The organism is Mammaliicoccus sp. F-M27 (assembly GCF_022387115.1).
GTDB lineage: Bacteria > Bacillota > Bacilli > Staphylococcales > Staphylococcaceae > Mammaliicoccus > Mammaliicoccus vitulinus.
In genome coordinates, this window is the sequence record NZ_JAJNIE010000019.1 from 1 (window position 1) to 22214 (window position 22214).

A 22214-nucleotide genomic window follows, 5' to 3' on the forward strand; every position below is an offset into this window, starting at 1 on the left:
GTTTAAAGTTAAAATCATATTTTTTTCTCATAAATAATGCACCCCTATAAGCTAGATTTGAGGTTCAACTTTTGGGGTGCACATCAGACATGCCTGAAGTCGTGAGTTAAGTACAAAGTTAATCCAAGAAATAGCGTAAGTCGTGAGTTTAGTCTGAAGTTAATCCAAGACTTTGCCCATGTCGTGAGTTAAGTTCGCAGTTAATCCAAGACTTTGCCCATGTCGTGAGTTAAGTTCGCAGTTAATCCAAGACATGCCTGAAGTCGTGAGTTTATTCCGTAGTTAATCCATGACATTGCCTATGTCGTGAGTTAAGTCTGAAGTTAATCCATGACATTGCACGAAAACGTCTTATTTTGAGTTGAATCGGGGTCTGAATGTTGCTTATTTGATCAGTCTTGCAACTTACAGGCTTTCTATGTTGCTTGTTTGATCAGTCTTGCAACATACGGACATTCTATGTTGCTTGTTTCATCAGTCTTGCAACTTACAGGCTTTCTATGTTGCTTGTTTAGTCAGTCTTGCAACATTCAGCATGTACTTAAAAGAACAAACGAAAAAATATTATAGAAATGATTATTCTCCTCGATTTTGTAAAGTGCGGACGCCCGGGGGAATAGTATGCCGCGCGCGACTACAGGCTCGAACCATACCCCCAGGCCAGCATGCACGAACAAAATCGTGAGATTTTAAAACAAAAAAAGAACTATTCACTAGGCGATAACCTAATGAATAGTTCTTTAATTTTTGAGCATGGTTATTTCTGTCCCGAACTTTTTAATCATGCTTTATCGTAAACTTATGCAACGACAATACGTAACCTAACAACCCGATACCCCATAATAAAAACAATGGATCCCATACGAATGCTTGGCCAATTGTTGAGAAATAATTATGGTTTTCTATTATTTTAAAGAGCTTCAACCAACCTACTATTGTATTTAACCCGCCATACAATATGAGAAAAACACTACCGGCTAACGATATATAATATATTCTTTTATCGAAGTGATTTGTTAAGGTCAATGGTATAACTGTCGCGCCGAATTTAATGAGTGCGACGACGATTAACACCATGTTCATCCATATGCCAAACCGTGCACTTAACGTAAACACCCATGAACCTACTGTTATTAATCCCGCGTTCCCGCCTAGTCCCCAATACAACGAGAACAGTGTATGAACGATACCTGCTATAACAAATAATGATATATACTTTTTCATCTTATCACCTATTTTAATCATTTAACTTCTGATTGCGTTTCCTTTTATATTTCAATGATTTGTATAGTGTTTTGTATTTCTGTTTCTAAATTTTTTGTTCTCCATTCTCTTTGATATCCTAGACAAGGACATATATACTGTATCCCACTTTCTTCTATTATATTACGAAAATGTACATGTCCCATAATACTATACTTAATTGGATATGTTTCATAAAATTGATCAAAATCTGACGTTCCTATAAAAGCATTAAAGTAATCAAATATTCTATGTGGCATTGGTACGGCAAACTTTTTATGTGTGACGATATGCGTCATTAATATAATGTTTTTATCTTTCACTTGTTCCAAATCATTTTTCACAGAGGCTGCTGCTAATTTAGACATTTCTAAATCTGATTTACCCCAATCGATATGTTCTTTATCTAACCAAGTTGAGCCGTAATATTTTCTGCGCTCTAATCTTTCTAAACTAAATTTATCATGATCTGCGAAGCTATAATCATACCAACCGCTATGCCCTACTATCGCCCATTCATCATTAATTATATATGGACTGCCAATAATGCTTTCAGGTTGTGATTTATAATATTCAAAAATTTCATAAGACGTCTTTTCTTCTTGTTCACTTTTCCAATAATCATGATTACCCGGAATAAATAGCACTTCTATATTTGATTGTTGTTTTACATTTTGAACGAATTGAATCGTTTGTAAATAATGGTTAGAAACATCTCCCGCGATTAAGAGCACGTCTAATTTCAAACGTGCGATTTCTTTGCTTAAAATGAACTCAAAGTCCTGTGGATAATAATCTTTACTTCTATCTATATGCAAATCTGAAATCGTTCCAATTCTCATATGCATGACCTAGCTTTCTATAATATAACCGTGTAACATCAGTTTTATAGTAACATATTCTATCTCGATATCCTTTATAATAGAATTGACAATTTGATCGGAGGAATGACATTGGACATTCAACAATTTGAACACTTTTTAAAAATAGATGCTAAAACATTTAACCAAGTAGATTTAAATAGTTTAAATCATTATATTAAAAGGTTTATGTATACGGTCCCTTTTGAAAATATAAACGTACAAAATGGTGTACCTATTTCTGTAAATGTTGATGATTTATTCAACAAAATTGTACATCAACACCGTGGTGGTTTTTGCTATGAAATGAATACTTTATTTCAAAATTATTTAAAAGAAAAAGGCTTTCACCTAGATTGCGTATCTGGAACGGTTCATGCGCCAGATGATAGTTGGAGTCGTGATGGTTCACATATGTCGACTATTGTTCATTTAGATAAAGATTATATCGCCGATGTAGGCTTTGGTGATTTACCTACTGAAGCTATACCTATAACGCGTCCAGATGACGTTCACATTATTCATGATACGAATGGTTATTACCGCGCTATCACTGATGAAGATGATACGATACACCTTCAAAAACAAATAGATCGTGAACATTGGCGTACTTCTTACAAGACCCAATTCACACCGAGAAATTGGCCATATTTTATAGAGCATTTACATTATAACGAGCATGACCCTCGTTCTATATTTGTTCAAAATTTAATTATTACAATGCCTAAACATTATGGTAGAGTAAGTATGTCTAACGAACATTTAACCGTTACGACTCGACACGATAAACAAAAAGAACGAGTTACACATGATAATTATAAAAAGCTTATAAAAAAACATTTTGGAATAGATGCAACAATTAAAGCATTAGAAAGTTGAGGTCAGAAATTGATATCTAATAGTGAATTACAAGACTTAGATTTATTCGATTTATTAAGTGAACGACATGGTATCGTACGTACCAAAATAGAAGATATGTGGAATAACACGCATGACATATACATTTCTAGTTCTGAATGGTATATTATGGCCAAGATTTTTAAGCATGATCGTAATATGGCGTACATTACAAAAAGTGTGAATATCTCTAGACAAGCCGTACACAAATTTGTGAAACAATTAAATAAAAAAGGACTCGTAGACATTCAAGATGTTGAAGGCAACAAAAAAGAAAAATCAATACAGTTAACAGAACTTGGTGAGGCTTGCTTTTTAGAAAGTAAGAAACATAAACAGATGATAGAGCAGCAGCTCATCGAAACAATCGGATCAGATAATGTCGATAAAATGAGAGAAATTTTGAAGATGGATTGGGATATAGAAAATCAATAATTTATTTTTGTAAACCTAGTTGACAATTTACGTATCATTCTGCTAAAGTGAGTAAGTTGCTATTTTTGAGAACGGCTATAACAGAAATAATAACAATACTATAAACACTATGCTTTTGCTAGTTGCATAAGCTCTCAGCAAAATATTAATACACAGCGATTGTGTATTCACTAGTAGAAGGAGATTAAGATTTTATTATGAAAGCAGAAGTACAAGTAAAAAATCCAAAAACGATGGCGCTTATTTTAATGTTAGGTGCATTTATCGGTTTATTTGGAGAAACAGCATTAAACATGGGTTTAACAAACGTAATGCAAGACTATGATATAAGTGCACCTACTGCACAATGGTTAACGACAGGATATTTATTAGTCCTTGCCATTCTCGTACCAATCTCAGCCTATTTAACACGTTGGTTTACAACGAGACAACTTGTATTAGGTGGATTTATTATTTCATTTATTGGTACATTATTCGCAGCACTTTCACCAGTATTCGCCGTTTTAATGATCGGACGTATCATCCAAGCTGTAGGAACTGGAATTATACTACCCGTTATGATGACAGTGATGCTCAACATTTTCCCAATTAACAAACGAGGCGTTGTTATGGGCGTAATGGGATTAGTTATCACGCTAGCACCAGCTGTTGGGCCAACATTATCAGGTATCATTATTACAACTTTAAGTTGGCATTTCATTTTTTGGTTTAGTTCAATATTTTATGTTGTTTTAGCAATCATTGCATTCGTTAAAATAAATAACGTATCAGAAATAACGAAACCAAAAATTGACTTTATCTCGATCTGTTTATCAACAATCGGTTTCGCAGGATTAATTTATGCATTGAGTACGATGGCGGAAATATCTATCAGTTCTCCAATTGTATGGTTACCACTACTTATCGGTATCATTGCATTAGTGCTATTCTGTTCTAGACAAACGAAAATGAAAGAACCAATGTTGAATTTAACAGTATTTAAACATCCAATGTTCACATTAGGTGTTATCATGATTTTCTTATTAATGCTTGTTATTTTATCAACAGCCATTTTATTACCTATTTATTTAAAAGGCAGTTTATTATTAACAGCAGCATTAGCAGGTCTTGTGCTATTACCAGGTAATGCAACAAACTTTATATTATCTCCGGTAATCGGAACATTATTTGATAAATATGGTGCAAAATACTTCGGAATAGCTGGCTTCCTATTCATACTTGTAGCTGCTATAGGATTTTCAATTTCAATTTCAGCAACGACACCTGTTTGGATGATCATATGTTTATTCATCGTATTATTCTTAGGTGTAACGATGGTTATGATGCCAGCACAAACAAATGGTTTAAATCAGCTTCCACCGCATTTATATGCCGATGGATCAGCCGCTATGAACACATTAATGCAAGTAGCAGGATCAGCTGGTACAGCATTAGCGATTACACTTTATACAGTCGGACAACAACAAGTCACTGGAGGATCTAGTGATTTAGGCGAAAGAGAAATCATCGCGCACGGCATTCAATTTGTCTTTTACTTTATAAGCGTTGTCGCAGCATTAGGACTTATCACATCACTATTTGTTAAAAAGCCAAAACTAACAAGCAAATAAAAAAAGCTTGGGACATGAATCCCAGCTCAAAATCAAAAACAACTCATTTCACTGATTTATTCAGTTAGAAATGAGTTGTTTTTTTATGAGTGGATGAGGTTGAGGTCTGTGGCGGGAGCGAGAGCGGGGTCTGAATGTTGCTTGTTTAGGCAGTCTTGCAACATTCGGGCCTTCTATGTTGCTTGTTTGCTCAGTCTTGCAACTTACAGACCTTCTATGTTGCTTGTTTGCTCAGTCTTGCAACATAGAGACCTTCTATGTTGCTTGTTTCGTCAGTCTTGCAACTTAGAGCCATTCTATGTTGCTTGTTTGGCCAGTCTTGCAACTTAGAGACCTTCTATGTTGCTTGTTTCGTCAGTCTTGCAACTTAGAGACCTTCTATGTTGCTTGTTTGGTCAGTCTTGCAACTTAGAGCCGTTCTATGTTGCTTGTTTTGTCAGTCTTGCAACTTAGAGCCGTTCTATGTTGCTTGTTTAGCCAGTCTTGCAACTTAGAGCCGTTCTATGTTGCTTGTTTAGCCAGTCTTGCAACTTAGAGCATGTAATTAAAAGAACAAACGAAAAAATATAAGAAAAAACAGTAGAAATTCAATTTTTAAAATGAATTTCTACTGTTTTCTATTGTAAACGAGACTGTTGATAACTTAGTCTGTTTTTACTTTGTTTTCTTGTAATTCTTGTTCACTCCACCATAATGAATCTTTTGGATTTTCCACAGCGTGTTCGAAATCTTTTTCAGATGATACGGTTGGATATGATCCTTTTAATGCTTTTCCTGAAGTTGTTTCAAATAGTACAAGTATTGTTAAAAATCCTATAATACTTACAGCTGTTAAATAATAAGCTGGTGCTAATGGATTTTGTGTTGCGTGTACTAACCATGTTGAAACTAACGGTGTTGTACCACCAAATATTGATACAGACACGTTAAATGTTACGGCTAATGTACGGTAACGAACGTCTGTATAGAATATACTTGGTAATAAACTTGGCATAGCACCTTCATATGTTGATAAGAAGAATCCAAGAATGAATATACCTAACGATACAAACATTAATTGGTTAAGTCCCATGAAGTGAAATGCTAACAGTGAAGTCGCTGTTAAACCAAATGTACCCATTAATACAACTTTTTTGTTACCTATTTTGTCACTTAAACGACCAAAGAAGAATGCTAATGGCACCATAACAATCATTACACTTGTAATTAATACCGTACTGACTGTACTAGAAATACCAATTACTTCATCTAAATATGATGGCATATATGAAAGTAACATATAGTTTGTAATATTAAAGAATGCAACTGCTATAAAGCATACGATAATATCTTTTTTGTGATTTTGGATAATGGATATGAACGACTCTGGTTTTTCTTCATTTTCAGATATTTCATTTTCAAAAATTGGTGATTCGTCTAGATTTCTTCTTAAATATAGACCTACTAAACCAAGCGGCGCACCTAGGATAAATGGAATTCTCCAGCCCCAAGCTTGCATTTGTGCATCTGATAAACCAATAAATAAACCACTTGCTAATAATGATGCAAGTATATAACCTGCTAACGTACCTATTTCTAAACCACTACCAAGAACACTTCTTCTATTATCTGGAGAAGATTCAGCAATGTAGACCATTGCACCTGCATATTCCCCACCAGTTGAGAAACCTTGAATAATTCTAGCGATTAGTAATAGTATTGGCGCCCAAATACCTATTTGATCATAAGTTGGTAATAAACCAATTATTAAAGTAGAAGCTGCCATTAAGACAATCGTCGTTGTGAGGACTGTTTTTCTACCGAGTCTATCCCCGATTCTTCCGAATATAATACCACCAATTGGTCGCATTAAAAATGCAATCGCAAATGTAGCGAAAGTAAATACTAATTTCAATTCATCATTTTCTACTGATGTGAAGAAATTTTTACTGATGATAATTGCTAAATAAGAATAAAGACCAAAGTCAAACCATTCCATAGCATTACCTATACCTGTTGCATAGACACTTTTCTTAGTTTTTTTCATATCTACAACATTAATTTTGTTTTTGTTGAATTTCATGTTTTCGTAAACACCCTTTCAATATAGTATTGTATAATAACAGATTGAAAAATTAATACAACTGTAAAATTATCCTTTTGCACTGGTGGCTATCTTGTGAAAAACACCACAAACGTATAACGTTAAAAGCTTCATGAGTGGTCGACCAATTATGTAAAATTTCTCTTTTTTCTCGTTTTTTTGTGGATAAAAATAATAAAGACAGAGAAAAAGCTCATTCAAAAGCTTTTTCCCTGTCTTTATTTTTTATTTAATTTCTATTTTTGTTCCTACTTCAATATTAACTAATGGTTTGTTTTCCAAGTATAATGATCCTGATTGTTCTGCAACTGTACTTCCATCAAATTTTAAAGTGATATGTCCTAAGTCATTTAAATTTTTCTTCACAGCTGAACCAACTTTAGTAATTTGATATTCTATACCATCTATACTTAATTTATTAGATTCTGTTATTTCATTTTCTACTTGTTTAATATCAATTATATAACAAAAGTCTACTAATTCATTTGGAGCGTTATCTCCAAATAATATAATCATCTTTTCTGCCTCAAATGCTTTCGCATCTTTTCCAATCCTTTTTATCTCTGTTTGATACATGACATGAGCACTCCTTAATATTATTTATATAGTCCAAAGCTTGCTAACCATGCGACAAATACCCTAGGAACACCATTTAAGAACCGTGAATATAGTACAGATGGTACGCCAACTTCTATTGTTTTAGTTTCTGCTTCTGCTAATCCTAATCCCACTGGTATAAAGTCAGCCGCATTCTGTGTATTGATAGCAAATAATGCTGGAAGTGCTAAGTTTGGAGGTATATTTCCTTTTCCAATTTCAACACCAATTAAAGTACCTAATACTTGTCCTATTACACCGCCAGGTCCTAGTAATGGACTTAAGAATGGAAGTGAACAAATAAAGCCTATTACCAATAATCCCCATATATTACCTGCTAATGGCGACATAAATTTTGCGAATAAATCTCCTATTCCTGAACCTTGAATAATACCAATTAATAAAGCTACAAATCCCATGAAAGGTATGATTGTATGAAGCATTGTTTCGACTGCATCACGTGCTGCTTGGTAGAAAGTATTAATTACTTTACCAGCACCAAGACCGATTTTTGTTAAAATTGATTTATTTTCTTGTTCTGCTCTTGTTTCCATGATTTTTTTATCTTTAGAATATGCTGTGTTTTCTTCAACTGGTTGTTCTGTCGCACTGACGGATGTCCCTTTATTATTTGAAACATCATCTCCAACTACTGATACTTGATCAACATCCACATTTGAAACATAAATATCTTCAGTTATATATTGTCTTAATGGACCACTCTTACCTGTTGCCATAATGTTTACAGTTGGTATTCCTTTTTGGGGATAAATCCCACATCTTAATGTACCACCACAGTCAATTACTGCTACCATAATTTCGTTTTCTGGTACAGAAGTTTCAAAACCATTTACTGGAGATCCCCCAGTGATTTCACAAATTTTATCAACAATATCTGGTTTGTGACCACCTGTTACATACATAACTTTGTCTTTTTTACCTTCTACACCAATTTCCAGTGGTCCACCGAAACCACCAGAACCTTTTACTATTTTAGCCTTTTGACTCATTTTATTCACCTCATCCCTCTAATTTAACTTCTGTACTTAATTTAACTTTTTGTTGTTTCTCTACATAACTTGTTGTAAAGTCTGTAACCCATCCTCCGATAAAGTTCATGAGTAAGCCTACAAGTAAATATCTAACTGCTAAGTCTGTCATTGGTAAACCTAATTGTTGAATACCATTTGCAATACCCATAAAAATAAATAATTCTGCTGGGTTTATGTGTGGAAAAATACCGTTACTTGTATGAGCAAATTGCGCTGCCGATGCAAAATAACTTGGTTTATATTTTTCTGGCATGAATCGACCAAGTGAATGTACCATGGGATTCGCTAACATGAATGAACCTAAAAATGGTAATACTAAATATCTTAATAATGGGTTTTTTGAAGATTTTTGAGCAATAATATTAATACGATTCTCACCTATTAATTGAATTAATGTATTCATTGCAATCAACAGCATTAATACAAGTGGTACAATCGTCGTCATCCAATCTATAAACGTATCTGCGCCAGTTTGAAATAATTTAATAAAGCCTTCCGCTAACTTTACTATGATGTCCATGATGATTTACTCCCTTCTTTTTTAAACATGTTATTTATTTTTTTAACTGCTTTCATCATCGGTGAAGGAATCTTCTCAATTTCTCCACCCGATTGAATAACTTTAAATGTGTGCTGTGCATCTAAAATTGCTTTAATTAATAATTTATTGTAATTTTGCAAATCAGTATCTCTTAACTTATTAATTTTATAACCTTCTAATCCCTTTAATTTTTTAAATTTAGAGAACACTGTCACGCCTTGCATATACCTTGCTTCTTCAATTTCATTACGGTTATTAATTTGCAAAAGCACCAGCGTTCCAGCTTTAAATATTGCTGGACGTCTTCCAATTGCAACACGTCCTTTTTCTCTCATGAGCGTATAGTGTCTCGTAAAGTTTTTAATTTGAACTAATCCCAGTAAATACTGGATAACAAAGCCAACAGCTAACATTATAATCAATATAATGAAAAACATAGCTAACTCCCCATTTCTTTATTTAATATATGTGCTAGTGCTATATAATCCGTATCACTATTTATTTTTTTAATAATATAACTGTTAGCTGTGATAGCTAAGATTTCTTCATATAGTCGAATTAGTACCGCTTCGTTCACTTCATTCTCTGGTGTTGCCACAAGTACAATGACTTTCACCGTTTCATAATCTAGTAAGGGTTGATCTAGAATGACAAATTTAACCCAAATATTATCCATATAATGGCTTGTATGTGGAAACCCTAATAATCCCGTTATAGTAGACTTACTTTTTTCTCGTTCTAAAATTCTTTGAGAAAAATTATCATCAACTTTACCTTCTTCAATCATTTCTTGAGCCATATACTGAATCACATCTTCATAATTCATACTTTCTTTAATATGATATACGTCTGATTCTTTTATGAAATCAACGATAATACTTTGATTAAATAGATTACGATTATTAACATCTTTATAAATTAGAAATTGCTCTATCTTCAGTTTCAACGCTTGTTCATCGAGTATATTGTCTATATAAATAATTTTGTTGAACAATCTATTATTTTTTATAGTAGAAACCGTTAAATCAAATTTATCTAAATCACTCAATTGCATTTCATTTTCATTCATTACCTTCACTTCAATTTGTTGTCCAAATATTTTTTTTAATTGAACTGTCACTAACTTAGAACTACTCAAACCTTGGTTTGTTATGAATGCAATTGTCTTAATTTCTTTGAATTTTTGTTCTAACTGCTGTAAATAAACACTGAAATATATTGATAGAAAGCCTAATTCATTCAATGGAACTTTAATTTTTAGTTCTTTTTCTATGTTTTCGGCTAACACTTTCGATAGCTCATATGCGAATGGATATCTCGTTTTAACTTCATCAATTAAATTATTTTGGATATTAATGTCGAAAACGAGTCTGTTTATTAAATACTTAATGTGCAATTGAATGTCATTACTAAAAAGCTGCTCGTCAATTTTTATTGTGTAGTAAAAATTAATATCATCTATCGTATTTTTAACAATATTGTTTAAAGTCGATTGATCTCGTTCATTAATCATTTCATCAATGATTGAAGCTCTTCTACCAATAATTTGGAATACAATTAATAGTATTTCAAGATTTGGAAATTGTACTTCATAATGATTCATAATATATTCTTTTATATTACTAACCGCCATAAAATCTTCAGATTCAAATACTCTTTCCTCAATCTGCACATTTTGTTGAATATTATAGCCTTCTTTTAATCTAGAAAGCATAACTTTAGTTGAAAGTTTGATTCTTTCAGAAGTTGCACTATCCAAATTAAAGTCTTTTTCAATGTCTTTCAGCACATGAATAATTTGTTCTGGTAATTCCATATTTTGGTATGGATTAGAAAAACATTCAATTAAGACTTTTCTAAGCTCTATTTCATTACCTTCTATTCTTAGGCCGACATTTTGTGTGCCTTTTATTTCCACTTTATAGTTTTTAATTATATTTTTAATTTCATTCAACGTATTATGAACAACACTTTTGCTTATATAAAGTTCATCTGCAATGTCATCTATCGTACAAACACCATTATTTAACAAATAACAAAAGACTCTTTCTTCTCTTTCTTCTATTTCATTTAGGCTTTCACTTATACTTAATTTAAGTTTTTTAAAAATATTAAAGAACACCGTTTCATCTAAAACAATCATAGAAAACTCATGATGTTGCTTTATAATACTGATTGTTCCTTCAAATTGCATTTGTAATTGATTAATATAATTCGATAAAGTCCTTTGAGAAATAGAAAGTTTGTGGGAAAGTTTTTCAATAGAAATATTTTCTTTTTGCAATATTTCTATTATAGATAAATGCTTTTTATTTAATAACATAACTTTCCCCCTTTCTTTTTCTTAGTCTTATCCTCTTGATTTTCCACCTGAAATATTGATGGTAGTGCCAGTAATATAACTAGATCTATCAGAACTTAAATAACAAACTAAATCAGCAACTTCTGATAATCCACCTACTCTAGATAATGGTATAGATTTTGAATAATCACCATTTAATTTATCTACTGTTGTATTTCTGCTATATGCCAATGCTTCTTCATATTGTTTAGTACGCAATCCAGTTTCTTCGAGTATACCTGGAGCAATTGCAACGACTTTAATATTATATTTACCTAATTCTTTAGCCCAACTTCTTGTAAATCCAATTAATGCAGCTTTGGTAGCGGAATATATACTTTGTCCTTCTGAACCTTCTTGTCCAGCTTCACTAGAAATATTAACAATTACACCTTTATTTTGTTTAACAAATTGTCTACTTACTTCTTGGCTAAATAATATAGGTCCTTTCAAATTCACACCAAACATTAAATCTAAATCCTTCATATTAATTTCGTATTCTGGCTTTTCACCTTTAACATCTACCAGTAATCTAGGTAAATTAATACCAGCATTATTAATTAATACATCTATTTGAGACTGTTCTTCTATAATCCTATGAACTGTACTTTGAACTGCTTCTTCATTTGTTACATCAGTTTGTATGAAGGAATAATTTTCATTATTAATTGGATCATCCTTTAAGTCTACATTATAAACAATTGCACCATTTTCTAATAGTGAATTTACAATTTGTCTACCTATTCCAGATGTTCCGCCTGTTACGATAATCACTTTATGTTCTATCTCTAACCAATTATGAGTCATTTCATTTCCTCCTATGTTAAGTTGTAAATTCATTATAGTCTGAAACGCTTTCATAATTAATTTCAAATTTTGTGCATAAATTTGAAATCAATAAAATAATACATGAATCGCTCCCAATGCCCGAAGTCAGATATATATTTTTAAAAGGATTATAATGTGTATAAAGACACATTAACGGAGGTTTTATTCATGAAACAGTACGATACGTTGATCATCGGTTTTGGTAAAGCTGGAAAGACGCTTGCTAAAGACTTTGCTGCACAAGGCCAACAAATAGCGGTTGTTGAACAAGATTCAAATATGTACGGTGGTACTTGTATCAATGTCGGATGTATTCCTAGTAAAACTTTATTACACGAAAGTACTGAACAACATTCATTTTCTGAAACAATGACTCGTAAAAAAGATGTTGTTGCTGCTTTAAATAAGAAGAATTTTAATAATCTCGATTCAGATGACAACATTGATGTATATACGTATAAAGCTCAGTTTAAAGATAATGAAACAGTCATTTTATTAGATGAATCAAACGAAACTGTGGAGACATTACAAGCGAAAAATATTGTCATTAATACTGGCAATCGCTCAAACATACCAGATATTGAAGGTATTAAATCTACTGAAAATATTTATGATTCTAAAGGTATTATGGAACTGGATAACTTGCCAGAACAACTCGTTATCATTGGCGCCGGCTATATCGCATTAGAATTCGCGACTATATTTTCTAATTTAGGTAGTAAAGTGAAAATAATTAACAGTCAGAAGCACGTTTTAATAACTGAAGATAGAGACGTAGCATCTAGTATATATGAAGAATTTTTAAATCGTGGCATAGCATTTATAGACGAAGCTGAAGTAACCGCATTTTCAACAGAGAGTAATCGCCCGAAAGTGCACACGAATCAAGGTGACATTATAGGTGACGCCGTATTACTCGCTACAGGGCGCGTTCCTAATACAGATTTAGCTTTAAAAAATACCGATATTCAACTTGGAGATAAAGGTGAAATTAAAGTAAATGAATTTTTACAAACAACGGTAGACCATATTTATGCAGTCGGTGATGTTAAAGGTGGCGCGCAATTTACCTACATTTCTTTAGACGATTATAGAATTGTTAAAGATCATTTAACTGGCAGCCAACAACGTTCAACTAAAAATAGAGGTCATGTCCCGTATACCGTGTTCCTAGACCCACCTCTTGCTCGTATAGGATTCACAGCTAGCAAAGCTAAAAAAGAAGGTCACCATATTAAAGAAGGAAAAATTGAAGTTAAAAATATCCCACGTCATAAAGTTAATAACGATGATAGAGGATTATTTAAAGTCGTAGTAGACGCAGACAGTGATTTGATATTGGGTGCTAGTTTATTTGGCAAAGAATCAGAAGAAATTATTAACTTGATCAAACTCGCAATGGATCAAGACATTCCATATACAACATTAAGAGATAATATATACACACACCCTACAATGGTAGAATCATTCAATGATTTATTTAATATATAGGAAGTTTTGATGATGAGCCCAGACAACGATCGTGTTGTTTGGGGTTATTTTTGAAATATGTGGGCTCTATTTATCATGTGGGACTCGACTTGATAAATCCAACGGCGCTATTTATCATGTGGACCCTGACTTTATAAATTCATAACAAAACCTGATTAGCAGCTAACTAATCAGGTTTTTGTTTATTTATTTTTCTGATCTACCATTCTTCTCATTATAGATAATGGCCCGTTCGAAGCAATTGTTGCGATATACTGTACAAATTCATCAATCGACACACGTTGATCATCTGATACCCAATATTTAATCATCGATATCATCGAGCCTGTTACATAACTTAAATAATAATTTATAGGTATACCGAAAACATCGTCCTTATCTTCTATTAAATAGGTTAAATTACTTCTTACAATATCTGCTATTTGTTCTTCTATTTGACTTTTTCTTTCTAAATTCAATATAACTTGATAAAATTCCAGATTATTACTGATATGCGTGATGACTTTTTTGATCACATTATTTGAAAATTCTTCAATAAACGCTTCACCTGTTCTATTGCTTAAATTTATATTTCTTATATCTACAAAACTTTTTATTTCGGCAATTTGCTCATTTTCCATTTCTTCTAACAAAGCATATTTATCTACATAATTTAAATAAAAAGTTCCTCGATTTACATCTGCTAAATCCGAAATTTCTTGTATTGTAATTCGTTCAATATTTTTCTCTTTTAAAAGCTGTATAAATGCATTTTTTATCGCAGTTTTACTTTTTCTAACTCGACGATCTTCAGCCATTATTATCATAACTCCTTATTTAATGAACACTTTTTATTCATTTGTTGATTAATAAACGTATCGTAAACAATTGGCGATTGTATATGTGCTATATTCCATTATAATAAACATTGTTATTAATAATCAACACATTGTTCATTAAATAGGAGGCATAATATGAATATTTTTAAAAAGAAACTATATTGGATGACACCCATTCTCGTAGTCGTCATTCTTTTAATTTTAGCTATAGCATTTATACCAGCATATAATCCCGAACCAAAATCAATACCCCTTGCTATCGTAAACCAAGACAACGGGACATCCATTCAAGATAAAAATGTGAATATCGGAAAATCTTTTACAAAAAACATTAAAGACAATAAAGAACTTTCAGAAAAAGTGGAATGGATAGAAGTAGATAATAAGAAAGCTTTAGAGCAAGGTTTTAAAGACAAGGAATATTACGGCGCATTAATTTTAGATAAAAACCTCTCGAAACATTCAATGAGTAAAGTACAAAAAGTTGCGCAAGATGGAAAAATGAAAGAAATACAAACAGCAATGACAGAAAAAATCAAAAATAGAGAAATACAACCAGAGCAAGCTCAAAAAATGCAAAGTCAAAACAAAGTTGATCCAGTAAAAGTAAAACAAGGAAATGTTAAAATTATTGTGAATGAAGGTTCAAGCATGCAAGGTGCACAATTAGCTAACACATTACTTACAACTATCGGTGATCAACTGAATACTCAAATTTCAAAACAAGGCATACAAACGTTAGAAAAAATGAACATCGATATATCACCTACTGATATTCAAGGACTTACAAATCCTGTGAAAATCGATAAAAATAACATAAACTCAGTAAAATCACATCAAGCAAACGGTAACTTGCCACTTCTTATGTTTACACCAATATGGCTAGCATCATTAGTTGGATCCGTTATTATGTTCTTTTCATTTAGAACAAGTCATAACATTACCGTAAAAAGTCGTATCATTGCATCAATAGGACAATTTGGAGCAGCATTCGTTACAGCGTTCATAGGTGGCTTTGGATACATTTACTTTTTAACTGGTGTATTAGATGTTACAATCGATCATCCTAATAGAGTCGCATTATATATCTCAATTGCTATATTAGCGTTCATCAGTTTAATACTAGGATTTATGACTTGGTTAGGTATAAAAGCTATTCCAATATTTATGATATTATTATTCTTTAGTTTACAGCTCATCATGTTACCGAAACAAATGTTACCACAGTTTTATCAAGATTATATGATAAGCTGGAATCCGTTTAGACATTATGCAGAGACTTTAAGAGAACTCATATTCTTAAATCACAGTTTAGAACTTAATAGCACAATATGGATGTTTATAGCATTTATTATATTCGGTGGTATCTCAACTTTATCAGCAGCTATCATCAGAAAGCATAATCCAACAAGAACTGAAGTACCATCTTAATCAAAGAAAGACCAAATAGTATATTCTAGCTGGTCTCAGATTGTGGACAAACCAAACGTGGACAAACGTTTGGTTTGTTTTTTGTCTTTTTTACATGTTTCATTCAAATTTCATACTAAAAAAGTTCATATTTTTGGGTTCAGTACAGACATTGCCTAAGTCGTGAGTTAAGTCCAAAGTTAATCCAAGACATTGTCCATGTCGTGAGTTTAGCCCGTAGTTAATCCAAGACATTGCCCATGTCGTGAGTTTAGTCCGGAGTTAATCCAAGACATTGTCCATGTCGTGAGTTTATTCCGGAGTTAATCCAAAACTTTGCCCATGTCGTGAGTTAAGTACACAGTTAATCCAAGACATTGCCTAAGTCGTGAGTTTAGTCCGCAATTAATCCAAGACTTTGACCATGTCGTGAGTTAAGTCCCCAGTTAATCCAAGACATTTTTGTACATACTTAAACAATCAAAAGTGTACATTATTAAATTATCATTTCCAAGTTTAGTCTGAAGTTAATCTAGCCATCTTATTCAAATAGAACGCTGAACTCAAAGTTTTAATTGGGGCTCAACAAAAAAAGACTGCCAACAAGTTCACTTTAAGTGATTTTGTCGACAGTCTGAGACCGACTAGTATATTCTAGCTGGTCTTTTTCATTTCTATAATATTTCTCTCGCTGCAAGTACAGCTTCTTGTGTGATTTCATGGCTGTTCACCCATGTTTCACTTACGGTTGCGTTACGTTCTTTAAATATTTCTATGACGTGTTCGCTTTGTGCTTTTGTCACAATTGGATCTTGTTCGCCCATTGATAAGAAGACTTTAAATGCTGATAAGTCTTTATGGTTGTTTTGTAAATCTACTGGATAGAGTGGCGCGAATAACAATGCTTTTTGGAATGGTGTTTCTTCTCTTAATATAAGATTAATCGCCATATTGGATCCGTTTGAAAAGCCTACTGGTATCACGTCTTCTAGTTTAAATTCATATTCTTTAGCGGATTCTTTTATAAATTGATATAACATTTGTCCTCTATACTCTAGATCTTCTAAGTCATATTCGCCTTCAGCTAATCTTTTGAAATATCTTGCCATGCCATTTTCTGACACATCGCCTTTAACGCTTAATACACTATAAGTTGGATTTAGCATTTCTGCTAATGGTAATAAATCTCTTTCGTTACCGCCTGTACCGTGCAATAACAAGAATATTGGCTTACCTTGGTCACCTTGTTTAAATATATGATTCATTCTTTGACATCTCCATTCTTATTGTGGTCTTTCGATGGTAAATGTTTTACCGATTTCAGCATAGTCATTACCTGCAAGTCTGCTTACTGCGCTTAATTCATCTTTATTAATATAGCCATTGTCATAAATGGCTTCATCGAAATGATAATACTTCACTTCTAATAGGAGTAAATCTGAAACAGATTCACCGTCTTTTTTAATGACGATATCTTCTTTTAATACTGTTTCGAACCGTACTTTACTTTGTTTCAAACCTGGTACGGAAACTTCAACAGAATCCACCTGTTCAAACTCAGTACGCTCAATTTCACTTTCATCTGGACTTAATAATGCGGCAGTTTGATTGGCATCTTTCACATTATCAGTATCAACGATATGCACAACCGCTTCGTTGTTCTGCAAAATATTTCTCGCCGTATCTTTCGGTTCACCGTTTACACGCTGTACGGCTATAGACAATATTGGAGGGTCTGAAGATACAACGTTGAAAAAGCTAAATGGTGCAATATTCAATAACCCACTGTCTGATTGTGTTGTCACAAGTGCGATAGGTCTAGGGATAATCGATCCAATTAACAATTTGTAATTTTCTTTTTGTGATAATGCTTCAGGTCGTATCTTCTTCATAATAGACGCTCCTTCTTTGTTGAATTAATGTTTTGTACTTGTATCGAATGCTTTAATTTCAGATTCAATATAGTCACGTTTTGCTTCTAAGAATGGTGGCAACGCCAGACTTTCACCTAAAGTTTCGTAAGGCTCATCTCCCATAAATCCTGGTCCATCTGTAGAAACTTCTATGAGTATATGTCCAATTCTGGCATACAACGCTTCAAAATAGAAACGATCGACATTACCTGAGTTTCCAATGCGTAATTCATTATATTTATCTTCCCATGCTTTAATTGCTTCATGGTCTTTCAATCTAAATGATACGTGGTGAACTTCCCCGTAACCTTGTCTTGCTTCAGGACTTTGGTCGTCTTTTCTCAATATTACTTGAGCGCCATTACCGCCTTCTCCAACTTCTAATATTGTTACATCATCTTCTTCGATAATCGGTTTCATACCGAATACTTGTTTCAATACTGATTTAAAGTCTTCATAATAGCTGACTGTTATTTCGATTGGACCTAATCCATAAATGGCTTTATCTTCAGGTACCGGGCCATTTTTCCAAGGTATACCGGGTTTAACACCTTTATTCAACTCATCAGAAATTAATTGATATCTTTGTCCGTCTTCTTCTTCAAAAGGTAATACTTTTTTGCCGAACAATTCTTGAATGCCATCATGTTTCACGCCAAATTCTTCAAAACGATTTAAATAATATTCAAGTGCTGCGTCATTAGGTACTCTAAATGCTGCACGGCTAATTGAGTTTGTACCTCTACTGCCTTTAGGATTGTTTGGAAAATCAAAAAATGTCATGTCTGTTCCAGGTGATCCTTGATCATCTGCGAAAAATGTATGGTACGTATATATGTCATCTTGGTTTACTGTTTTTTTAACTAAACGCATACCTAGTACTTGTGTGAAAAATTCATAGTTTCTAACTGCATCATTTGTCATTGCAGTTACGTGATGGATACCGATAAGTTCATTATTATTACTCATTATAATTTCCTTCTCTCTTTTTGTTTTTATTTCGAATTCGAAATAATATAATTTAAAAAATTTGCGCTTCAATCTACTCAGTAGAAAACGCGCTTATTTTTTTGAGTGCTCTTCGAAATATAGCAAGTTCTTCGTCATCTAAAATAGAAAATGCTTTTTCTATTGTTTCGGCATGTTGTGGAAAAATTTTATCCATTAATACATGCCCTTTCTCTGTTAATACGGCATACGTAATACGTTTATCTTCTGTATCTTGACGACGGGCTACATAGGCTTTCTTAACGAGTTGGTCAATAACGTAAGTTGTACTACTACTTGCTATGAGAATGCGTTGTTTAACCTTTTGAATAGGCTGATCACCTTTATGATATAAAAGTTCCATAACAGCAAATTCAGTAATATTTAAACCGTAATTCTTCATATCTTGTTTAACAATACGGTCTAACGTATCGTTCGTACGTTTTATACCTACTAAAGCTTTTAAAGACTCTTCTGTTCTATCCATGTCATCACCTATTCAAATATTATTTCGATTTCGAGATAATTGTAACGCGACTAAAATTGAAAGTCAACATATTTGAGTATAAAAATTATACCCGTTTAATTTATGTGTTGTTTTTCCAATTTTCTAACAAATTTACTTTATTTGCTTTTTAAAATTTAATAACATATAATTCTTATTGAAAAACTAAGGTTTATAACAACAAATATTGGAGTAATGGGATGAAAGCTTTTGATTTAATTGGGAATACACCACTCGTTTTACTAGAACATTACAGCACAGACAGTGTGAAGATTTATGCAAAATTAGAAAGTTACAACATCGGGGGAAGCATCAAAGATAGATTAGCAAAATATTTAATAGAACAAGCTATCAATCAAGGTGAACTTACATCAGGAGATACGATAGTAGAAGCTACTGCTGGTAATACGGGTATTGGACTCGCTATCGTAGCCAATCATTATCATATTAATTGTGTCATCTATGCACCTGAAGGATTTTCTGAAGAAAAAATGACTATTATGAAAGCTTTAGGCGCAGAAGTAAGAAGAACGCCACGCTCTGAAGGTATGATTGGCGCTCAACAACATGCGAAAAAATATGCAGAAGATCACGGCGCTTACTACATTAATCAATTTGGAAATAAAGAGAATCCACAAGCTTATGTCGATACATTAGCGACAGAAATACTCGAACAATGTCCAAACATCAATTACTTTATTGCTGGCGCTGGGTCTGGAGGCACTTTTGCAGGGACCGCTTCAGTTATGAAATCATACGATGTTCGTAACATCATTGTAGAACCTGAAGGCAGTATTCTTGCTGGAGGAAAAGAACATTCACACGATACAGAAGGCATTGGCGTTGAAAAGTGGCCGACATTTTTAGATCGCTCATTAGTAGACGACATTAAGGTCATCAGTGACGAAGATGCATTTCAAAATGTATCTGGACTTGCATTAAATGAAGGTATTCTGGCCGGTAGCTCATCAGGTGCAGCATTACAAGCAGCCATTGATGTTGCAAATCAAATAGAACAAGGGCATATCGTTGTCGTCTTCCCTGATGGTAGCGATCGATACATGTCTAAAAATATATTTAATTACGGAGGAAATCATAATGAATAAAAAAACGTTACTTATACACGGTGGAAAAACAACTGACGCATATACAGGTGCTGTTACAACACCTATCTATCAAACAAGCACATACGAACAAGATGGTATTGGAGAACTAAGACAAGGATACGAATATTCTAGAACGGCTAACCCTACTCGTACAGCTTTAGAAACTTTAATCGCTGATTTAGAACATGGTACTAATGGTTATGCTTTCGGTTCAGGAATGGCAGCAATATCTGCAGTTATTATGTTATTAGATAAAGGCGACCATATTTTAATTAATTCTGATGTATACGGTGGTACTTACCGTGCATTAACAAAAGTATTCACACGATTTGGTATAACTTTTGATTTTATTAACACAACTAACATTGAAAATATAGAATCTTCTATAAAAGAAGAAACTAAAATGTTATTTATTGAAACACCATCAAATCCATTACTACAAATTACAGATATTAAAGCAGCAAGTGAAATTGCTAAAAAACATGATATTTTAACGGTTGTAGATAATACATTTATGACACCTTATTACCAAAATCCTTTAGATTTAGGCGCAGACATTGTACTTCATTCTGCTACAAAATATTTAGGTGGCCATAGTGATGTCGTTTCAGGATTAGTTGTAACTGCTGATGAAGCACTTGGAGAGCGCATTGCATTCATCCAAAATTCTACTGGTGGTATATTAGGACCGCAAGATAGCTATTTATTAACACGTGGTATCAAAACTTTAGGATTAAGACTAGAACAAATCAACAGAAATGTTAAAGAAGTCGTTGATTTATTGAAACAACACGACAATGTAGTTAAAACGATCCACCCATTGAATGAAGACCATGTTAACCGTGATGTTCATTTTACTCAAGCATCAGGATATCCAGGTATTATATCTTTTGAAGTAGCAGACGTAGAAAAAGCAAAAGAAGTGATTAGACATACTCAATTGTTCACTTTAGCAGAAAGTTTAGGTGCAGTAGAAAGCTTGATATCCGTACCAAGTTTAATGACACATGCATCTATCCCAACAGAAATTAGACATAAAGAAGGTATCGCAGACGGATTGATCAGATTATCAATCGGAATAGAAGATACAGAAGATTTAGTAGCAGACTTAAAACATGCATTAAATCAAATATAATGATCCATGCTCAAAATTAAAAAGCATATCACACTACTGATATTTGTAAGTAGTGTGATATGCTTTCGTTTGTTCTTTTAAGTACATGCTCTATGTTGCAAGACTGGCCAAACAAGCAACATAGAAGGCCTGTATGTTGCAAGACTTATCAAACAAGCTACATAGAACGTCTCTATGTTGCAAGACTTATCAAACAAGCTACATAGAACGTCTGTATGTTGCAAGACTCACCAAACAAGCTACATAGAAGAGCTGTAAGTTGCAAGACTTATCAAACAAGCTACATAGAACGTCTCTATGTTGCAAGACTTATCAAACAAGCAACATAGAAGGTCTCTATGTTGCAAGACTTACTAAACAAGC

General features: G+C 33.1%; 21 protein-coding genes. 7 read left to right on the plus strand and 14 right to left on the minus strand.

What is annotated here, in order from left to right; translation table 11 throughout:
- Positions 1–777 precede the first annotated feature (777 nt).
- Together LQ598_RS12855 and LQ598_RS12860 are read right to left on the minus strand one after the other, a co-directional pair.
- The gene (locus tag LQ598_RS12855) at positions 778–1245 is read right to left on the minus strand and encodes a DUF3995 domain-containing protein (protein WP_239745656.1); all 468 of its coding nucleotides are present in this window, start codon (positions 1243–1245) and stop codon (positions 778–780) included.
- A gap of 23 nt (positions 1246–1268) precedes the next feature.
- Entirely contained in the window at positions 1269–2084 is an 816-nt protein-coding gene (locus tag LQ598_RS12860) for a metallophosphoesterase (RefSeq protein WP_107537255.1), read from the minus strand.
- Between the two features lie 105 nt (positions 2085–2189).
- On the opposite strand from LQ598_RS12860, the gene LQ598_RS12865 reads away from it, so the two are divergent.
- The 3 genes from LQ598_RS12865 (at position 2190) to LQ598_RS12875 (ending at position 5044) form a co-directional block, all read left to right on the plus strand.
- Entirely contained in the window at positions 2190–2981 is a 792-nt protein-coding gene (locus LQ598_RS12865; protein ID WP_226908955.1) for an arylamine N-acetyltransferase family protein, read from the plus strand.
- A gap of 9 nt (positions 2982–2990) precedes the next feature.
- Complete coding sequence (locus tag LQ598_RS12870; RefSeq protein ID WP_016913090.1) at positions 2991–3434, plus strand: helix-turn-helix domain-containing protein; 444 nt, start codon at positions 2991–2993, stop codon at positions 3432–3434.
- Between the two features lie 197 nt (positions 3435–3631).
- Positions 3632–5044 (plus strand): DHA2 family efflux MFS transporter permease subunit, encoded by a 1413-nt coding sequence (locus tag LQ598_RS12875; RefSeq protein ID WP_107537254.1) that lies wholly within the window; start codon positions 3632–3634, stop codon positions 5042–5044.
- 643 nt (positions 5045–5687) lie between these two features.
- Here the strand turns inward: LQ598_RS12875 and LQ598_RS12880 are convergent.
- The 7 genes from LQ598_RS12880 to LQ598_RS12910 all read right to left on the minus strand — a co-directional run bounded on the left by LQ598_RS12880 (position 5688) and on the right by LQ598_RS12910 (position 12465).
- Positions 5688–7106, minus strand: a complete 1419-nt coding sequence (locus LQ598_RS12880; protein ID WP_107559451.1) for an MFS transporter — start codon at positions 7104–7106, stop codon at positions 5688–5690.
- Positions 7107–7352: 246 nt separating this feature from the next.
- Positions 7353–7703: a PTS glucitol/sorbitol transporter subunit IIA gene (locus LQ598_RS12885; RefSeq protein ID WP_016912686.1), complete on the minus strand. Its 351-nt coding sequence runs from the start codon at positions 7701–7703 to the stop codon at positions 7353–7355.
- A 20-nt stretch (positions 7704–7723) separates the two neighbouring features.
- The gene (gene srlE / locus LQ598_RS12890) at positions 7724–8734 is read right to left on the minus strand and encodes a PTS glucitol/sorbitol transporter subunit IIB (RefSeq protein ID WP_016912685.1); all 1011 of its coding nucleotides are present in this window, start codon (positions 8732–8734) and stop codon (positions 7724–7726) included.
- Between the two features lie 10 nt (positions 8735–8744).
- Complete coding sequence (srlA, locus tag LQ598_RS12895) at positions 8745–9296, minus strand: PTS glucitol/sorbitol transporter subunit IIC (protein ID WP_016912684.1); 552 nt, start codon at positions 9294–9296, stop codon at positions 8745–8747.
- Complete coding sequence (locus LQ598_RS12900; RefSeq protein ID WP_016912683.1) at positions 9284–9754, minus strand: transcriptional regulator GutM; 471 nt, start codon at positions 9752–9754, stop codon at positions 9284–9286. Before LQ598_RS12900 ends, srlA begins: the two co-directional genes overlap by 13 nt.
- A gap of 2 nt (positions 9755–9756) precedes the next feature.
- Entirely contained in the window at positions 9757–11640 is a 1884-nt protein-coding gene (locus tag LQ598_RS12905) for a BglG family transcription antiterminator (protein ID WP_239745657.1), read from the minus strand.
- A gap of 27 nt (positions 11641–11667) precedes the next feature.
- A complete protein-coding gene (locus LQ598_RS12910; RefSeq protein WP_103322497.1) occupies positions 11668–12465 on the minus strand; it encodes an SDR family oxidoreductase in 798 nt (265 codons plus the stop codon).
- A gap of 189 nt (positions 12466–12654) precedes the next feature.
- Here LQ598_RS12910 and merA point away from each other — a divergent pair, with 189 nt between their 5' ends.
- Positions 12655–13977 carry a hypothiocyanous acid reductase MerA gene (gene merA / locus LQ598_RS12915; RefSeq protein ID WP_107559546.1) on the plus strand — a complete coding sequence of 441 codons (1323 nt, stop codon included), beginning with the start codon at positions 12655–12657 and terminating at the stop codon, positions 13975–13977.
- 182 nt (positions 13978–14159) lie between these two features.
- Here the strand turns inward: merA and LQ598_RS12920 are convergent, their stop codons facing one another.
- Positions 14160–14774: a TetR/AcrR family transcriptional regulator gene (locus tag LQ598_RS12920; RefSeq protein ID WP_103322499.1), complete on the minus strand. Its 615-nt coding sequence runs from the start codon at positions 14772–14774 to the stop codon at positions 14160–14162.
- Positions 14775–14930: 156 nt separating this feature from the next.
- On the opposite strand from LQ598_RS12920, the gene LQ598_RS12925 reads away from it, so the two are divergent.
- Positions 14931–16226, plus strand: a complete 1296-nt coding sequence (locus tag LQ598_RS12925) for a YhgE/Pip domain-containing protein (protein WP_239745658.1) — start codon at positions 14931–14933, stop codon at positions 16224–16226.
- A 653-nt stretch (positions 16227–16879) separates the two neighbouring features.
- Here the strand turns inward: LQ598_RS12925 and mhqD are convergent.
- The 4 genes from mhqD to LQ598_RS12945 all read right to left on the minus strand — a co-directional run bounded on the left by mhqD (position 16880) and on the right by LQ598_RS12945 (position 19592).
- Positions 16880–17470 (minus strand): methylhydroquinone degradation carboxylesterase MhqD, encoded by a 591-nt coding sequence (gene mhqD, locus LQ598_RS12930; protein WP_016913056.1) that lies wholly within the window; start codon positions 17468–17470, stop codon positions 16880–16882.
- Between the two features lie 18 nt (positions 17471–17488).
- Positions 17489–18097 (minus strand): flavin reductase family protein, encoded by a 609-nt coding sequence (locus LQ598_RS12935; protein WP_239745659.1) that lies wholly within the window; start codon positions 18095–18097, stop codon positions 17489–17491.
- A gap of 24 nt (positions 18098–18121) precedes the next feature.
- A complete protein-coding gene (mhqE, locus tag LQ598_RS12940; RefSeq protein WP_107537030.1) occupies positions 18122–19087 on the minus strand; it encodes a ring-cleaving dioxygenase MhqE in 966 nt (321 codons plus the stop codon).
- Positions 19088–19160: 73 nt separating this feature from the next.
- Complete coding sequence (locus tag LQ598_RS12945) at positions 19161–19592, minus strand: MarR family winged helix-turn-helix transcriptional regulator (RefSeq protein ID WP_016913053.1); 432 nt, start codon at positions 19590–19592, stop codon at positions 19161–19163.
- A gap of 218 nt (positions 19593–19810) precedes the next feature.
- On the opposite strand from LQ598_RS12945, the gene LQ598_RS12950 reads away from it, so the two are divergent.
- Both LQ598_RS12950 and LQ598_RS12955 read left to right on the plus strand, forming a co-directional pair.
- The gene (locus LQ598_RS12950; RefSeq protein ID WP_239745660.1) at positions 19811–20716 is read left to right on the plus strand and encodes a PLP-dependent cysteine synthase family protein; all 906 of its coding nucleotides are present in this window, start codon (positions 19811–19813) and stop codon (positions 20714–20716) included.
- Entirely contained in the window at positions 20709–21851 is a 1143-nt protein-coding gene (locus LQ598_RS12955) for an aminotransferase class I/II-fold pyridoxal phosphate-dependent enzyme (protein ID WP_107557254.1), read from the plus strand. The genes LQ598_RS12950 and LQ598_RS12955 overlap by 8 nt, the downstream gene beginning before the upstream one ends.
- The last annotated feature ends 363 nt before the right edge of the window (positions 21852–22214 follow it).

Coding starts and splice junctions, on each gene's coding strand:
- LQ598_RS12855 (WP_239745656.1), bottom strand. CDS start 1,245: ATGATTAAAATAGGTGATAAGATGAAAAAGTATATATCATTATTTGTT.
- LQ598_RS12860 (WP_107537255.1), bottom strand. CDS start 2,084: ATGAGAATTGGAACGATTTCAGATTTGCATATAGATAGAAGTAAAGAT.
- LQ598_RS12865 (WP_226908955.1), top strand. CDS start 2,190: ATGACATTGGACATTCAACAATTTGAACACTTTTTAAAAATAGATGCT.
- LQ598_RS12875 (WP_107537254.1), top strand. CDS start 3,632: ATGAAAGCAGAAGTACAAGTAAAAAATCCAAAAACGATGGCGCTTATT.
- LQ598_RS12880 (WP_107559451.1), bottom strand. CDS start 7,106: ATGAAATTCAACAAAAACAAAATTAATGTTGTAGATATGAAAAAAACT.
- LQ598_RS12885 (WP_016912686.1), bottom strand. CDS start 7,703: ATGTATCAAACAGAGATAAAAAGGATTGGAAAAGATGCGAAAGCATTT.
- srlE (WP_016912685.1), bottom strand. CDS start 8,734: ATGAGTCAAAAGGCTAAAATAGTAAAAGGTTCTGGTGGTTTCGGTGGA.
- srlA (WP_016912684.1), bottom strand. CDS start 9,296: ATGGACATCATAGTAAAGTTAGCGGAAGGCTTTATTAAATTATTTCAA.
- LQ598_RS12900 (WP_016912683.1), bottom strand. CDS start 9,754: ATGTTTTTCATTATATTGATTATAATGTTAGCTGTTGGCTTTGTTATC.
- LQ598_RS12905 (WP_239745657.1), bottom strand. CDS start 11,640: ATGTTATTAAATAAAAAGCATTTATCTATAATAGAAATATTGCAAAAA.
- LQ598_RS12910 (WP_103322497.1), bottom strand. CDS start 12,465: ATGACTCATAATTGGTTAGAGATAGAACATAAAGTGATTATCGTAACA.
- merA (WP_107559546.1), top strand. CDS start 12,655: ATGAAACAGTACGATACGTTGATCATCGGTTTTGGTAAAGCTGGAAAG.
- LQ598_RS12920 (WP_103322499.1), bottom strand. CDS start 14,774: ATGGCTGAAGATCGTCGAGTTAGAAAAAGTAAAACTGCGATAAAAAAT.
- LQ598_RS12925 (WP_239745658.1), top strand. CDS start 14,931: ATGAATATTTTTAAAAAGAAACTATATTGGATGACACCCATTCTCGTA.
- mhqD (WP_016913056.1), bottom strand. CDS start 17,470: ATGAATCATATATTTAAACAAGGTGACCAAGGTAAGCCAATATTCTTG.
- LQ598_RS12935 (WP_239745659.1), bottom strand. CDS start 18,097: ATGAAGAAGATACGACCTGAAGCATTATCACAAAAAGAAAATTACAAA.
- mhqE (WP_107537030.1), bottom strand. CDS start 19,087: ATGAGTAATAATAATGAACTTATCGGTATCCATCACGTAACTGCAATG.
- LQ598_RS12945 (WP_016913053.1), bottom strand. CDS start 19,592: ATGGATAGAACAGAAGAGTCTTTAAAAGCTTTAGTAGGTATAAAACGT.
- LQ598_RS12950 (WP_239745660.1), top strand. CDS start 19,811: ATGAAAGCTTTTGATTTAATTGGGAATACACCACTCGTTTTACTAGAA.
- LQ598_RS12955 (WP_107557254.1), top strand. CDS start 20,709: ATGAATAAAAAAACGTTACTTATACACGGTGGAAAAACAACTGACGCA.